General features: G+C 55.8%; 13 protein-coding genes. 3 read left to right on the top strand and 10 right to left on the bottom strand.

Features of this window, described 5'->3' with window-relative positions:
• Nucleotides 1-22 precede the first annotated feature (22 nt).
• The gene (locus ACXAIA_RS10335) at nt 23-472 is read right to left on the bottom strand and encodes an MOSC domain-containing protein (RefSeq protein WP_475349257.1); all 450 of its coding nucleotides are present in this window, start codon (nt 470-472) and stop codon (nt 23-25) included.
• Entirely contained in the window at nt 473-2,119 is a 1,647-nt protein-coding gene (nadB, locus tag ACXAIA_RS10330; protein ID WP_475344286.1) for an L-aspartate oxidase, read from the bottom strand.
• Nucleotides 2,120-2,356: 237 nt separating this feature from the next.
• Between nadB and ACXAIA_RS10325 the strand changes: the two genes are divergently transcribed.
• Nucleotides 2,357-2,764, top strand: a complete 408-nt coding sequence (locus ACXAIA_RS10325) for a GFA family protein (RefSeq protein WP_475349256.1) — start codon at nt 2,357-2,359, stop codon at nt 2,762-2,764.
• A 261-nt stretch (nt 2,765-3,025) separates the two neighbouring features.
• Here ACXAIA_RS10325 and ACXAIA_RS10320 read toward each other — a convergent pair whose 3' ends face one another.
• From ACXAIA_RS10320 to ACXAIA_RS10285, 8 genes are all read right to left on the bottom strand, one after another.
• Nucleotides 3,026-3,994, bottom strand: a complete 969-nt coding sequence (locus ACXAIA_RS10320) for an SAM-dependent methyltransferase (RefSeq protein WP_475349255.1) — start codon at nt 3,992-3,994, stop codon at nt 3,026-3,028.
• 94 nt (nt 3,995-4,088) lie between these two features.
• Entirely contained in the window at nt 4,089-5,390 is a 1,302-nt protein-coding gene (locus ACXAIA_RS10315; RefSeq protein ID WP_475349254.1) for an esterase-like activity of phytase family protein, read from the bottom strand.
• Nucleotides 5,391-5,561: 171 nt separating this feature from the next.
• A complete protein-coding gene (locus tag ACXAIA_RS10310; protein ID WP_475349253.1) occupies nt 5,562-6,167 on the bottom strand; it encodes a flavin reductase family protein in 606 nt (201 codons plus the stop codon).
• A 79-nt stretch (nt 6,168-6,246) separates the two neighbouring features.
• Entirely contained in the window at nt 6,247-7,536 is a 1,290-nt protein-coding gene (locus ACXAIA_RS10305; protein ID WP_475349252.1) for an amidohydrolase family protein, read from the bottom strand.
• Between the two features lie 48 nt (nt 7,537-7,584).
• Entirely contained in the window at nt 7,585-8,526 is a 942-nt protein-coding gene (locus ACXAIA_RS10300) for an ABC transporter permease (protein WP_062955907.1), read from the bottom strand.
• 17 nt (nt 8,527-8,543) lie between these two features.
• Nucleotides 8,544-9,614 (bottom strand): ABC transporter permease, encoded by a 1,071-nt coding sequence (locus ACXAIA_RS10295; protein WP_475349251.1) that lies wholly within the window; start codon nt 9,612-9,614, stop codon nt 8,544-8,546.
• Nucleotides 9,611-11,218 (bottom strand): ABC transporter ATP-binding protein, encoded by a 1,608-nt coding sequence (locus tag ACXAIA_RS10290; protein ID WP_475349250.1) that lies wholly within the window; start codon nt 11,216-11,218, stop codon nt 9,611-9,613. Before ACXAIA_RS10290 ends, ACXAIA_RS10295 begins: the two co-directional genes overlap by 4 nt.
• A gap of 410 nt (nt 11,219-11,628) precedes the next feature.
• Complete coding sequence (locus ACXAIA_RS10285) at nt 11,629-12,636, bottom strand: BMP family protein (RefSeq protein ID WP_475349249.1); 1,008 nt, start codon at nt 12,634-12,636, stop codon at nt 11,629-11,631.
• A gap of 477 nt (nt 12,637-13,113) precedes the next feature.
• Between ACXAIA_RS10285 and ACXAIA_RS10280 the strand changes: the two genes are divergently transcribed.
• Nucleotides 13,114-14,214 (top strand): DNA methyltransferase, encoded by a 1,101-nt coding sequence (locus ACXAIA_RS10280; protein ID WP_475344315.1) that lies wholly within the window; start codon nt 13,114-13,116, stop codon nt 14,212-14,214.
• A 143-nt stretch (nt 14,215-14,357) separates the two neighbouring features.
• A complete protein-coding gene (locus tag ACXAIA_RS10275) occupies nt 14,358-14,567 on the top strand; it encodes a hypothetical protein (RefSeq protein ID WP_475349248.1) in 210 nt (69 codons plus the stop codon).
• Nucleotides 14,568-14,717: the final 150 nt, after the last annotated feature.

Raw genomic sequence — 14,717 nt, 5'->3', positions numbered from 1 at the left:
TGCAATCAAGGCGACCTTTGATCTAGTTTTTTGCGCCAACCGGATCGCCAATCGCAATCGTGCTGCCTTCGATCACCCGGCAGGTCACGCCACCGCGCCAATCTGGCATCAAGGCGTCTTGCAGGCCCATGGCAACGTCATCCATGCGATTGCAGGGATCGGTTTCACCGGTGATTTCAAAAACCACGTCACCAATCGAAAGTTTGCTGCCCTTGGAACGGGGCAGGGCAATCCCGCGGACATACAAATTGGCCCGGCGTTCGGTCCAAGCAATGTCATTACGGCCGATCTCATCGCATGCCGCCTGCCAGTCTTCTTCTGCCAGGATGGTCACCTGACGCCGGCGCAGTTTGCCTCGGTAATCCCCGTCAACGCCAAGATCGGTTGTGACATCAACCTGATCAAGCGTTTCCATCGGGGCGTGCGAGCGGGCCTTGCGCGCAATGCCAATCAGTTCAGCTTTAATCACCATTTATGTTTTCCACTGACCGGAAATGACCCAACGACCCGCGAAGTTTTCCGGCACCAGAATGGTCTGACGCGGGGTTCCGCTTTCATCTAGTTCCGGATAGTCGATGGTGTAATGCAGACCCCGGCTTTCACGGCGCCACAGGGCAGACTGAATGATCAGCTTGGCCACCACTGACAGGTTACGCAGTTCGAGCAAGTCATTGGTGACACGGAAGTTGCCGTAATATTCGTCAATCTCCGATAGCAGCAAATCCACCCGGTGCTGGGCGCGCTGCATGCGTTTGGTGGTGCGGACAATGCCGACAAAGTCCCACATCACGTTGCGCAGCTGTTCCCAGTTATGGGCGACAATGACTTCCTCGTCAGAATCCGTGATGCCGGTTTCATCCCAGTCCGGGATCGGTTTGAAATGATCCTGCACCGGCAGGGCTTCGACAATGTCCTTTGCCGCAGCATCGCCAAACACCAGGCATTCGAGAAGCGAGTTCGACGCCAGCCGGTTCGCCCCATGCAAACCGGTACCGGCACATTCGCCAATCGCATAAAGCCCGGTCAGATCAGTTCGCCCGCGCAGATCGGTCAAAACCCCGCCGCAGGTATAATGGGCGGCTGGGACAACCGGGATCGGCTGTTTGGTCATGTCGATGCCGTAGCTCAGGCAGTTTTCATAAATGGTCGGGAAGTGTTCCTTGATGAAATCGGCGCCCTTGTGGGTGATATCAAGGTAAACGCAATCCGCGCCCAGACGTTTGAGTTCATGGTCAATCGCGCGCGCGACGATATCGCGCGGGGCCAATTCACCCCGTTCATCAAACCGGTCCATGAAACGCGTGCCATCGGGCAGCAACAACTTGCCGCCTTCGCCGCGCACGGCTTCGGAAATCAGGAAGGATTTGGCTTGCGGGTGATACAGGCATGTCGGATGAAACTGGCTGAATTCCATATTCATCACGCGGCATCCGGCACGCCACGCCATGGCAATACCATCCCCCGTCGATCCATCCGGGTTGGAGGTAAACCGATAAACCTTGCTCGCCCCGCCGGTCGCCAGGATCACGGTGCGTGCGTTAAAGGATTTGACCTGCCCGGTATCAAGATCAAGCGCATAGGCCCCGATACAACGGCGGCCTTCGCCGCCGAACTTGCGATCAGTGACCAGATCAATCGCCAGATAATTTTCAAAAATCTTGATGTTGGGATGATTAAGTGCCTGTCCCTGAAGGGTTGTCTGCACCGCGCGCCCGGTGGCGTCAGCGGCATGGACAATGCGCCGATGGCTGTGGCCGCCTTCGCGGGTCAAATGGAATGGCTGATTGTTATCGCCATTCGGATCACGGGTCAGCTGAATGCCCAGTTCATCAAGCCATGCGATCGCCTTTGGCGCATTGGTGGCGACGAATTCGACGGTTTCACGTTTGCACAGATCGGCACCGGCGACCAGGGTGTCGCGCACGTGGTTTTCAATGCTGTCAGTGGCATCGAGCACTGCGGCAATCCCGCCCTGTGCCCAATTGGTCGAGCCGTCATCAACCTTTCCCTTGGAAAGAACGGCGACCTTTACATGCGGGGCAAGCTTAAGCGCCGTGGACAAGCCGGCAGCACCACTGCCGATGATCAGCACATCATACTGGAAAGAATTTTCGGACATTTTTCCCATCACTTTCGGGCGGAGCCAGATGGCGGAAATTGGCGCGATGGCGTCAACATCGGGCTCCGAACAGAGGCGCAGAATAGGACTGCTTTTGTCCAATCTCAAACATAATTGTCTGAAAAAGTATGATGAAACACCGCCGCAGCAACATTGTTGATCGCGCAAAAGGCCGCGATCGGGTTACCATCAGACCGGTTTGCGTCGTGCAGTCCGTCTTGACCAAGGGAGAGTCCGATGACGTCAGATACGGCCCGTCAGCATCACCACACAGGAAGCTGTCATTGCGGCAAGGTGCGCTTTGAAATTCAGGGGCAGGTCGACAATCCGGTGATGTGTCACTGCACTCTGTGTCGCAAATTGCACGGCCATGTCAGTGCCTATGCTCGGTTTGATCGGAAGGACGTGCACCTGATCGATGAAACCGGTTTGCGCTGGTACCGGATGTCGGGAAAGACGGATCGTGGCTTTTGCAAACTATGCGGGACGGCAATTTTCTGGCGACCGGTGCGATCAAAAAGCATGGCGGTGATGCCCGGTACCCTCGACGATACCGGTTCGCTCACCATGTCAGGCCAGATTTTCTGCGCTGATAAAGGCGATTACTATCCGCTTGATCCGGCGATCAAACAGTTCGATCAGTAGGGTCAGGACCTATTAATTTGGTTCGAATGGTCGTTCAGATTTGTGCGGATACGCGAAGCGAAACCGCCGAAAGATACCTATCTTTCAAGGTTTTGCGACAAAGTAGCCCGTACAAATCTGAACGATCCGAAGGACAGAGCTTATATTTGCAAACTCCTGCGTCAAACCCCTCGCGCGGGTTGCCGACCCGCTCAGCGGGCTTTTCCTTGGATTTCACAAATATAAGTTCTGCCATTCCAATCAAATTAATAGGTCCTGACCCTAATCCGTAACACCGGGGACCTTAAGCCAGGTCAGTTCGTGCTTGTTGTTATAAAGATGCACGACCTTTGATCCCGGAATATCGGCAAATTGGGTGATGGCGGAATAGTCCGTATCGCCCTGCAGCTTGATGGTGCAGATGAAATTGGTGGCCATGTCGGCCTCCATCCACTGATTGACCAGCTGATACAACCGATCCGGATAACAGATCACATCCGAGCACAGCCAATCGATATGGCCGATTTCCTTGGGGTCGAGGCCAAAGGCACTTTCCTGACGGAAATCCACACGTGGCAGATTGGCGATCTTGGCATCAAGGCGGGCCTTGTCGATGGAAATCACATCGGTGCCAAATTCATGCAAAACCCAGGTCCAGCCACCCGGGCTTCCGCCCAGATCCATGGTGCGTTGTCCGGCCTGCGGATAGGCGCCCAGTCGCGTGAAGGCTTCCCACAGTTTCAGGTAGGCCCGGTTTGGCGGCGTGACCTTGTCTTCTTCAAACTCGATATCGCCATTTTTCCACGGGCTGGAACAATCAGCTGCGGCAATGATGGTGTCAGGATCAATCAGCGTCCATGACCCAAGTGGTGCGGTTGGTGCCGGTTCGCCAAACACCTGGCGTTTGGCCGAAACATGCGGCAGGTGGCTTTCGATCAGCTTGGCGCGCGAAAAATGGTCAAACTTGAACAGGGCCCAGTTGCGCTGATTGAATTTCAGGATTTTGGCAGCACCCTTGATCGACGGGATGGCAATGCGCACCGGATTGTGCCAGACATTCTGTGCCCAGAAAACACGCCGTTCAGGACCCGGGGCAAACATTAGGCGGTCATGGCGTTCAATCACGTCGCCAAGTTCGGCTTCCAGCTGATCCTCAAACCCGACAGGGGCGAGATAGCCGGTAGCATCCATCGGTTCAATTACAGCATCGATGCCGTCCGGGGTGTCGAATATGTTTGTGTTTTCCATCATGGGCCTGCTTTTACGCCGTTTTGACCCAATAAAAAAGCGGGAAAGCTGCATGACAGCTTTCCCGCCGGTGATTGCCGATCAGGGAGACGACAACTCAGAATTTGTCAGCCTGCACCAGACTGTCGATCAGAAGAACCTTGGTCGGATCGCCTTTGATGCCAAAGTCATTGTCGTTGATCATGGCAAGCGCGCCATCACCCATGATGGCCAGGCCTTCAAGCTTGTTGGGCGCTTCCGGGTAATCGGCACTGTCAAAACGAAGCGTCTTGGAAACCGCGACCAGATCAATGCTGCCAAGATTGTTTTGCTGTTCCAGCGACGGGCTGGTCGACATGTCGTCCCAGCGGGTGGCAAGGATGTTGGTCGCACCCGCAAGCTCGACTTCATGCAGCTTGGTGGTCTTGTTGGTGCGTTCAAGCACCAGCAGACGGTCATTGCCAAGGGCGAGAACTTCCGAGATACGCGGAGAATTCTGTTTTTCCGACGGATCGTTGCGGAAGGTCTGCGGATCATCAAGCTGATAGATATATTCACCGGTAAGCTTGGAAGAGGCGCGGTCATACACAAACAGGCGGGTGTTCTTTGCCTTGGTGTAGGCGGCCTTGTCCGGGTTGGCCAGCGGGTTCTGAACCATGAAGTACAGCTTGCTCTCGTCTGGCGATAGCGCCATCGATTCAATGCCGCGGTTGGTCTGACGTTTGACCAGAATGGCTGGAAGACCGCCGGTCACCTTATAGGCCGCGCCTTCGAAATCCTTTTCCGAGCCAGCCGGAACGATACGCTCATTCACGGTACCGTCAGCTGCGACATGCAGGATCGACGGACCGTTTTCTTCGCCAATCCAGTATGAGCCGTCAGAAAGGCGAATGATGCCTTCGGCATCGATCGAGGACACCGACTGTTCCAGCATATTGCCATTGGCATCAACCGGATTTTCGGTTTTGGCGATGGTGAGCTTGTTGGTCAGCCCGGTCAGCGGCACACCATTCTGATCTTTCAGCGTGATGACATCCTTGATGTCAAAGCTGCCATCATCATTGAGGAAGATGGTGTAGATCGACGGCGAATAATCCGGGGTCGGATAGACCCGGACTTTCTGGCCCTTGCAGACCTGATCGGCGGACACGCCCAGAACTGCTTCGACATTTGCACAGGTAAAGTTCGGACCCCGGTCGGACACAGCATAGAACATGTTGCCCGGGTCGCCCGGACGGCGATAAGCGCCAGAGCCCAGACCAACGGTCAGATCGCGTGCCTTGCCGCCATCGACCATAACGGTCGACAGGTTGTTGATCGCACTTTTGGTTTCAAAAACCTTGGCCTCGCCCGCCATGGCAGAGCCCGCCATCAGCATGGCCGTAACGCCGAAAAGACCGGCCGAAAACGTCCGTTTCATCACTGGGAATCCCCTGGAAAATTTCACAAAAACAAGCAGCTCAAGCCCGCAATGTTCGGGCGAACTGTGTTCCTGTTCACATTAAGGGGTCTGTGTGACAGTTTGTTTGCGCTTGCGCGTCGCTTTGATGAAACAAATCAGACGCTTGGCACGGAGGCATCGGTTACCGGACTATTTCCAGAAATCCTCACGGCGCACCGTAAAGGTCTCCGATACGCTGGCATATTCCTGATAGCCAAGGCGTGCGAGCGGCTCAAACAGGGTGACATCCACCATCCCGTCGCGAATGATGGCATCATCAATATGCAGGCCGACTACCGTACCAATCACCATGGCACAAGGTCGGTCGGGATTGGCACTTGGCAGATCGACGATCTGAAAGACCTTGCATTCCATATGCACTGGCACACCCTTGATCAGGTGCGGTTTGACGCACTGGGCGGGTAGCTTTTCCAATCCGGCATATGCGAACTCATCTTCGCCCGGCGGCAACGGGGCGGAGGAAAAGTTAAGTTCCTTCAGCAGTGCCTTCGGGGCAACGCCGACGACGAATTCGCCGGTATCACGGGCATTGCGCAAACTGTCGACCGAGCCGCCCGATGAAAACATCACCATCGGCGGATTGCCATGCACCGCATTGAAAAACGAATAGGGCGCAAGGTTGGGACGGTCATCGACATCAACCGTCGATACCCAGCCAATCGGACGCGGCGCCACACAGGCCTTGAACGGATCATGCGGCAGGTTGTGCGCGGTTTTTCCCGGTTCGTAGAACATGGTGTGTCCTGATCTGTTTGCGCGGTGTTCCTTATCCGGTGTCGTAGCCCGGTTGGATCACCAATAATTATTCGGCCTGTTATTGGCCTGGTGCGTATTCATGTTCACGCACGTGTTCGGGGCGGTCGGCAAGGTGCAGGCGGGTTTGGGCCATCGGGGTTTCGGCGATGATTTTGCCGTTCTTGATGACGAACAGGCGGTTGGCGCGCATGCGGATGGCCTCGATGGTGTCGCGGGCCTGAAGGATGACGAAGTCCGCCTTGTTGCCGACCTCGATCCCGTAACCCTCAAGGCCAAGGATTTTGGCCGGTTGGGTTGTCACCGCGTCAAAGCAGGCGCGGATATCATCGCGCGAGGTCATCTGGGCAACGTGCATCCCCATGGAAGCAACTTCCAGCATGTCACCCGATCCCATCGAATACCAGGGGTCCATGACGCAATCATGGCCAAACGCGACGGTGAGCCCGGCATCGCGCAGTTCCGGTACACGGGTCATGCCGCGGCGTTTGGGATAGCTATCGTGGCGACCCTGCAGGGTGATGTTGATCAGCGGGTTGGCGATGGCAGAAACCTCTGCCTCGGCCATGAGCGCGATCAGCTTGGAGACATAGTAGTTATCCATCGAATGCATCGATGTCAGGTGTGATCCCGCCACCCGACCATTAAGCCCAAGACGTTGGGTTTCATAGGTCAGCATTTCGATATGACGTGACAGCGGATCATCCGACTCATCGCAATGCATATCGACCATAAGCCCACGGTCTGCCGCCATCTGGCAAAGTTCCGTAATGCTTTGCGCGCCGTCTGCCATGGTACGTTCGAAATGCGGAATGCCGCCGACAACATCGACCCCCTTATCAAGGGCGCGAATGACATTGTTCTTGGCCGTCGGGCTTCGCAGATAGCCATCCTGTGGGAATGCGACCAGTTGCAGGTCGATATAGGGCGCGACCTGTTTCTTGACGTCCAAAAGGGCATCCACCGCCAGCAAACGATCATCGCAGACATCAACATGGCTGCGGATGGCAAGCAGGCCTTTTGATACCGCCAGATCGCAATATTTCAGCGCGCGTTCAATCACTGCATCGGGGGTCAAAAGTGGTTTAAGCTCCCCCCAAAGCGCAATGCCTTCAAGCAACGTGCCCGACTCATTCATGCGCGGGAGCCCCAGTGACAGCGTCGCATCCATGTGGAAGTGGCTGTCGACAAAGGGCGGGCTGACCAGCATGCCGCCGCAATCAAGCACCTCGACTGCCGGAACATCAATGTGACTGGCGATCTCGACAATCTTGCCATTCTGACAGGCAATATCGACCCCGGTCTGGCCGTTGGCGATATTGGCATTCTTCAGGATCAGATCGGGTTGCATGATGTCATCCTTGGTCTGGTGGTGGCAGTCACAAATGGTATGCGCAGCTTATCGCTGTCCCTTGAACCATGGCACAAGAAGCGCCTTGGGGTAATCGGCTTTGCGGGCGACAACAATAAGCGCAATGATCGACAGGATATAGGGCATCATCAGGAAAACCTGCGATGGCAGGAATGCCCCGACCTCGGTCTGCAAACGCACCTGAAACGCATCAAAGGCCCCAAACAGCAATGCCCCGATCAAGGCCTTGCCCGGTCGCCAACTGGCAAACACGGTCAGCGCAATACAGACCCAGCCACGGCCGTTGATCATGCCAAAGAAGAACGCATCAAAGGCCGACATGGTCAAAAACGCCCCGCCCAGTGCCATCAGCGATGAGCCAACCACCACCGCCCCGATGCGAAGGCCATAAACCGAAAGACCCTGTGCCTCGACCGAGGACGGGTTGTCACCAACCGCCCGGATCGCAAGGCCCAGCGGGGTGCGATACAAAACCCAGCCGGTGACAAACACCAGAACAAGGGCCAGCATCGTCATCGCCGTTTGCGAAAACAGCGCCTGTCCGATGAAAGGCAGGTCCGACAGGAACGGAATATCAAGCGGTCGAAATGGCTCGATCCGCGGTGGGGAAGACACATCGGGCAAGGCTGTGCGATAGGTGAAATAGGACAGGCTGGTTGCAAGCAGGGTCACACCGATCCCCGACACATGCTGGCTCAGCCCCAACGGTACGGTCAGGATCGCATGGATCAGGCCAAAGAATCCCCCGGCGAGGGCGGCCACCAATACGCCGCCCCAAAGCCCCGCACCAAGCCATACAGCCATCCAGCCCGCCATGGCACCAGCGGTAAAGATGCCCTCGATCCCGAGGTTAAGCACCCCGGCGCGTTCGCAGATCAATGCACCCAGAACGCCAAAGATCAACGGCGTCGCGATGCGAATGGCGGCTTCCCAGAAGCTGGCGGCAAGAAGAATATCAATGATTTCCATGGTCTTTTCCCTCGCCCCTAGCCGTGTGCCGATTTGCGATCAAAGTGAACTTTAAACCGGGTTAGGAACCCGCCGATCAGAACGCACAGCAACGCCATGGCAACAATCAGATCCGCCAGATAGCTTGAAACGCCAATCGCGCGGCTCATGGAATCTGCACCGACAAAGACCGACGCGACAAACAAGGCCGATGCAATCACCCCGATCGGCGACAGACGGGCAAGCATCGCCACCACGATCCCGGCATAGCCATAGCCCGGTGACAGATCGGTTGCGAGATAACCCCGTGTGCCGGCCACTTCCGATACACCGGCAAGCCCCGCCAGACCGCCCGAAAGGGCCGCAACCAAGATCATGGTCTTGGTTACCGAAATGCCGGAGAATTTGGCAGCAGCGGCATTTTCCCCAACCGCCCGAATTTCAAAGCCCCAGATCGTGCGTTTGACGAAAACCGCCAAGGCAACGGCTGAGATCAGTGCGATGATCAAGCCGATATGAACCCGCATGCGTTCCAGAAGTGCCGGGAAAGCGGCACTATCAATAACCGGTTCGGATTGCGGCCAGCCCATCGACATCGGGTCTTTAAGCGCCCCTTCCAGCATCATCTGCACAAACAGCAAGACAATGAAGTTCAGAAGAAGGGTGGTGACGACCTCATCCACGCCAAGGCGGGTTTTCAAAAGTGTCGGGCCAATCAGCATAAGCGCCCCGGCCGCCATACCGGCAAGGATCACAACCGGGATCATCACCCAGCTTGGTCCGTCAATCACGCCAGAACCAATGGCAACGGCGGCCATGGCCCCCATGTAAAGCTGGCCTTCGGCACCGATGTTCCAAAGCTTGGCCCGGAATGCGATGGCAGCGGCAAGCCCGGTCAGGATCAGCGGCGTTGCGCGGGTCAGCATTTCCGAGATCGAAAAGACCGAGCCAAAGGCACCACTGATCATAAGGCCATAGGCCTCAATAATCGGCGCACCGGCAAGGGCAAGCGGAATGGCGGCCAGAAGAATGGCAATCGTTGCGGCCAGAACCGGCACGCCATACACCAGAAACGGGCCGGGATTATTGCGGGGTTCAAAGCGGATCATGCCGTTTCTCCCGAATTGGTGGTCTTTTTCGCATTCGGGGCATGCGGTGCCGCTTTTTGTCCGGCCATCATCAGGCCCAGTTCGGATCGATTAATGCTGTCGGTGGGCATGGCGGGTGTAATGTGCCCGGCATGGATCACCGCGATCTGATCGGAAATTGTCAGAAGTTCATCAAGGTCTTCGGAGATCAGAATGACCGCAGCCCCGCCCTGACGGGCTTCAAGCAAGCGACGATGGACTTCCGATTGCGCCCCAACATCAAGGCCGCGTGACGGCTGGTTGGCAAGGATCAGCCTGGGTGATTTTTCCAGAACACGTGCCAGAATCAGTTTCTGGATATTGCCACCGGATAAAAGGCGGGCCGGTGCATCCGGGCCGGGGCAACGCACGTCATAATCGCTAATCGCGTGTTCGGCCCGTTTGTGGATGGCGTCGAAATCAAGGAAACCGAGTTTCTGGTAGTCCGCGCTTCGGACATCCTCGATCGCAATGTTTTCGGCCACTGTCATTGATCCAACCATACCGTCATGATGGCGGTCTTCGGGGATGCGGGCGATGCCGTTCTGGGCAAACTTGTGGGCATCAAATTTGGTGACGGTTTCACCGAATATCTTGACCGTGCCGCTATCGGGTTTATCAAGCCCGGCAATGAGCTGTGCCAGTGCTGCCTGACCGTTGCCCGATACCCCGGCAATACCCAGGATTTCACCTTCGCGGGCGGTGACATTTACCCCATGCAGGGACCGGCGAGAATCCCCGCGATCAATGGTAACATCATGAAGGGTGATCACCGGCTTTCCAGCCTCCCGCGCGGTTCGGCGGCTGGCCGGGACTTCGCGGCCGACCATCAGTTCGGCAATGGATTTATGATCGGCGTCGCTTGTTTTCATCTCGCCAACCTTGGCCCCGCCGCGCAGCACGGCAATCCGGTGTGAAACAGCCAGAACCTCGGCCAGTTTGTGGGCGATGATGATCACGGCAAGGCCGTTTGTGGCAAGCTTGCGCAGGATGGCAAACAGGCTGTCGGCTTCTTGCGGGGTCAAAACCGCCGTTGGTTCATCAAGAACCAGCAAGCGCGCATCGCGATACAGCGCCTTGAGAATTTCCACGCGCTGCTTTTCGCCAACGGTCAGTTTGTGCACCGGCTGGTCCAGATCGACATTCAAGCCCGATCCGGCCATCAGCTCGCCAAGCTTGGCGCACGCACTGTTGCGATCACGCCGCAGCCTGAAAATCGGTTCGGTCCCAAGGACAATGTTATCAAGCCCGGTCAGGTTTTCAGCCAGGGTGAAATGCTGGTGAACCATGCCGATCCCGGCATCAAGGGCAGCCTGCGGGGCGCCCGGTTCAAGCTGTTCAAGCTCACCTGCGCGACTGGCGACCGCAACGGTGCCTTCATCTGCGACATAGTGACCGAACAGGATATTCATCAGGGTGGTTTTACCCGCACCGTTTTCACCAAGAAGGGCGACGATTTCGCCCTTGTGAACGGTCAGGTCGATGGCGTCATTGGCAACGAGTGCGCCAAATCTTTTGGTGACACCTGCCAGCGACAGCAGCAGGTCTTGCGACGTTTCAGGTGATGTGTGCGCAGCAGATGACATTCGGGTAATCCGTTTTGTTTTTATGCGTCACGCTGTGGGGCGGTGGGCGTATTCGTGGTGGGATCGGGGTTAGACCCTATCATGTCGTAAACGACAAAGGGCAGTTCGATTATGTAACCGAACTGCCTAGGGTCAAAACTCGTTCAAATCACCGACTTGGTCTCTCGGATTTGTGCGGATATGCGGAGCAAAATCGCAGCAAGATCTTAATCTTGCAAGGTTTTGTGACAAAATAGCCCGTGCAAATCCGGGAGATCCGGAGGACAACTGCTATGAGAGAAAGCCACTGCGTCAAATCCCTTGACCGGGGATCACCCCGGTCTGCGGGTTTTTCCTAGCGTTTTTCTCTCATATCAGCTGCCAAGGTGGTGATTTGAATGAGTTTTGACCCTAGTGCTTTCAGAGAAATCTTACATCGTTGATTTCGGTTCTTCGTCGTTTACTTCGACAGTGAAGGACCCATCAAGGATTTCAGCCTGTTTGGCTTCGACTTCTTCGACCGTACCGTCCGGCAGCAGGGCCGGATCGAGAACGACAGAACCGCCGCCAAATTCCATGTAGCTGAATTTGCCGTAATCTTCGGCCTCGAATTCACCAGCTTTGACCGCCTCAATCGCGTGGTCAATGGTGGCTTCCATGTTCCAAAGCGCGGAGCCCAGAATGGTGCCAGGGTAATCCGCCGCCGTGTCGATCACGTTACCAACGGCCAGAATACCGCGTTCCTTGGCGGCATCGGAAACGCCAAAGCGTTCGGCATACATGATGTCCGCGCCATTATCGATCATGGCAAAGGCTGCTTCTTTGGCCTTGGGCGGATCGTACCAGCTGTTGATGAAGGTCACCATGAACTCGACATCCGGATTGACCGATTTTGCACCTGCCATGAAGGCATGCATCAGACGGTTCACTTCCGGGATGGCAAAGCCGCCGACCATGCCGATCTTGTTGGTTTCGGTGGCCTTGCCAGCTGCCATGCCGACAAGGTAGCTCGGCTCATGGATGAAGTTATCAAAGACCGAGAAGTTTTCCCCGTCCGGTGCGAAGCTCGACCCCATCAGAAACGCGGTTTCCGGGTAGTCGGCCGCAACCTTGCGGGCGGCGCGTTCAACACCAAAGACTTCACCAACGATCAGGTCAGAACCGTTTTCGGCATATTCGCGCATGACGCGCTCATAGTCGGTGTTGGCGACGTTTTCGGAAAACTCATAAGAAATATCGCCGCGTGCTTCGGCCGCGTTAAGCGCCTTGTGAATACGCGAGACCCACTGCTGTTCGACCGGAACGGTGTAGATCGCCGAAACCTTGAGCGGATCGGCGGCCTGGGCCGGTGCACCAAAGCCAAACGAAACGACGGCGGCTGCGCCGACGATGGCCGACAGCATGGCACGACGCGTTAGGCGGAAAGTACCAGACTTCATTTTTGTCCCCCTGCGGATTATTGCCGTTATGCGAAACTCAACCTTTTGCATAGATTGTGAGCAGATTGTATACGCGATCACAAAAGAGGCAAAGCACCTTCTGTCCAAATGGTCAGTTTTCCGCTCTTTGGTGTAAGTCGCTGGGAATGAACAGGGTTTGGACTAAATTTTCGCGCGCAATTGGCCGGTTTTTGCTCAGCCATGAGGTGGGGCAGGCGTTTTCTGTTCCCGATTGGCGCGGTTGAGCCCGCCTTTGATTTGCCGAGTCCGGGCTGTATCACCCGGCTGTCCGGTTTTGGGTGTGACGGGCCAAAATCTTCCGGTTTTTCGACCATAGCAGTTAAGATTGTCTAAACAGGTGACGCACTTTCTAACACAATGCGAATCCTTGAAAAATTTCGGAGTCGGTTAACTCTTTCATTAACTATTTCGGTTGATGCTTTCATCAAGATTTCAAGGGGGAACCTAGAAGGCATCATGACAAAAAAGACATCTTTACCACTTGATCAGGTGATGGTTGGCGATTGCATCGAACTGATGAACAGCCTGCCGGAAAAATCCGTCGATCTGATTTTTGCCGATCCGCCCTATAACCTTCAGCTTGGCGGTGATCTGCTACGTCCGAACAATTCCAAGGTCGACGCCGTTGACGACCATTGGGATCAGTTTGACAGCTTCCGTCACTATGACGAGTTCACCCGTGACTGGCTGACTGCGGCCCGCCGTGTGCTTAAGGATACCGGTGCGATCTGGGTGATCGGTTCGTATCACAACATTTATCGTGTCGGGAATACGCTGCAGGATATCGGGTTCTGGATCCTCAATGATATCGTCTGGCGTAAAACCAACCCGATGCCGAACTTCCGCGGCAAGCGTTTCTGCAACGCGCACGAGACCCTTCTGTGGTGCTCGAAAAGCGAAGAACAGAAAGCCATCACCTTTAACTACGAAGCGATGAAGCAGCTCAATGAAGGCTTGCAGATGCGCTCAGACTGGTTGATGCCGATTTGCTCTGGTTCTGAACGTCTCAAGGATGACAAGGGCAAGAAGGTCCATCCGACCCAGAAGCCCGAAGCACTGCTTCAGCGTGTTCTGATGGCAACCACCCGTCAGGGTGACGTGGTGCTTGACCCGTTCTTTGGCACGGGCACGACCGGTGCGGCTGCCCGTCGTCTGGGCCGTCACTTCATCGGTCTGGAACGCGAAGAAAGCTACGCTGAAGCTGCGCGTGATCGTATTGCCAAGGTCCAGATGCTTGATGGTGACAGCCTTGAGCTGACCGAGTCGAAGCGTTCCCTGCCGCGTATTCCGTTTGGTGCGGTCATCGAACGTGGCCTGCTTGCACCGGGTGACAAGATCTATGACAACCGGGGCAATGTGGCCGCGATGGTGCGTGCAGATGGCTCGATCAGTCACAAGGATAATGCAGGCTCAATCCATCAGGTCGGCGCGCATGTTCAGGGCGCACAGGCTTGTAATGGTTGGACTTATTGGCATTACAAGTGCGATGGCCGACTGGTTTCGATCGATAACCTGCGCAGCCAGCTGCGCAAGGAAATGGGTCAGGTCCCCGCCTGATCCGAACCGGGAAAACTCCGGCTAAATCATTGATGCCCAAAAGAACCGGCGTGGTTGCAAAACCCGCCGGTTTTGCTTTTTTTCGAAATTATTGCTATATTTTCGAGATCAATGCTTATCCGCAAGGATAGATGGAGACAAAGATGCAGCCAGGTGCAGTAGGGGGTGCCGCATACGCACCCAACCCGGTCCAAATTCAGCAGGCAACCGCGCCGATTGCTGAAACGGGGAATAACGACCTGAATTCACCGCCGACACAGCGGGTAGAGCAAACAGCAGAAGCCGAAACGTCGCAGCAGGCCGCGCCGACCCCGACAGAGGGCCGTGGACAGGTGATCGATATTTACGCCTGATCGCGCCGCGCGAGGTTCATAAACAAAAGGCCCGTGGTTTTGACCACGGGCCTTATACATTGAGAGGCAGAAGGATTTGTTATGATCCTTCTGCCTCTTTTGTTTGAACGGGTGGTGGCCACCACCCGTTCACGGTGCACAGAGCGGTTG

This window comes from Thalassospira sp. ABL2_045 (assembly GCF_056161285.1).
Note: the sequence above shows the minus strand (reverse complement) of the source record. Positions and strands in the feature narration are given on the sequence as shown.

Bases quoted from the DNA above. Each gene is read 5' to 3' on its own strand.
- nadB (WP_475344286.1), bottom strand. From the start codon at position 2,119: ATGTCCGAAAATTCTTTCCAGTATGATGTGCTGATCATCGGCAGTGGT.
- ACXAIA_RS10280 (WP_475344315.1), top strand. From the start codon at position 13,114: ATGACAAAAAAGACATCTTTACCACTTGATCAGGTGATGGTTGGCGAT.
- ACXAIA_RS10285 (WP_475349249.1), bottom strand. From the start codon at position 12,636: ATGAAGTCTGGTACTTTCCGCCTAACGCGTCGTGCCATGCTGTCGGCC.
- ACXAIA_RS10335 (WP_475349257.1), bottom strand. From the start codon at position 472: ATGGTGATTAAAGCTGAACTGATTGGCATTGCGCGCAAGGCCCGCTCG.
- ACXAIA_RS10320 (WP_475349255.1), bottom strand. From the start codon at position 3,994: ATGATGGAAAACACAAACATATTCGACACCCCGGACGGCATCGATGCT.
- ACXAIA_RS10295 (WP_475349251.1), bottom strand. From the start codon at position 9,614: ATGATCCGCTTTGAACCCCGCAATAATCCCGGCCCGTTTCTGGTGTAT.
- ACXAIA_RS10310 (WP_475349253.1), bottom strand. From the start codon at position 6,167: ATGTTCTACGAACCGGGAAAAACCGCGCACAACCTGCCGCATGATCCG.
- ACXAIA_RS10305 (WP_475349252.1), bottom strand. From the start codon at position 7,536: ATGCAACCCGATCTGATCCTGAAGAATGCCAATATCGCCAACGGCCAG.
- ACXAIA_RS10275 (WP_475349248.1), top strand. From the start codon at position 14,358: ATGCAGCCAGGTGCAGTAGGGGGTGCCGCATACGCACCCAACCCGGTC.
- ACXAIA_RS10290 (WP_475349250.1), bottom strand. From the start codon at position 11,218: ATGTCATCTGCTGCGCACACATCACCTGAAACGTCGCAAGACCTGCTG.
- ACXAIA_RS10325 (WP_475349256.1), top strand. From the start codon at position 2,357: ATGACGTCAGATACGGCCCGTCAGCATCACCACACAGGAAGCTGTCAT.
- ACXAIA_RS10300 (WP_062955907.1), bottom strand. From the start codon at position 8,526: ATGGAAATCATTGATATTCTTCTTGCCGCCAGCTTCTGGGAAGCCGCC.
- ACXAIA_RS10315 (WP_475349254.1), bottom strand. From the start codon at position 5,390: ATGAAACGGACGTTTTCGGCCGGTCTTTTCGGCGTTACGGCCATGCTG.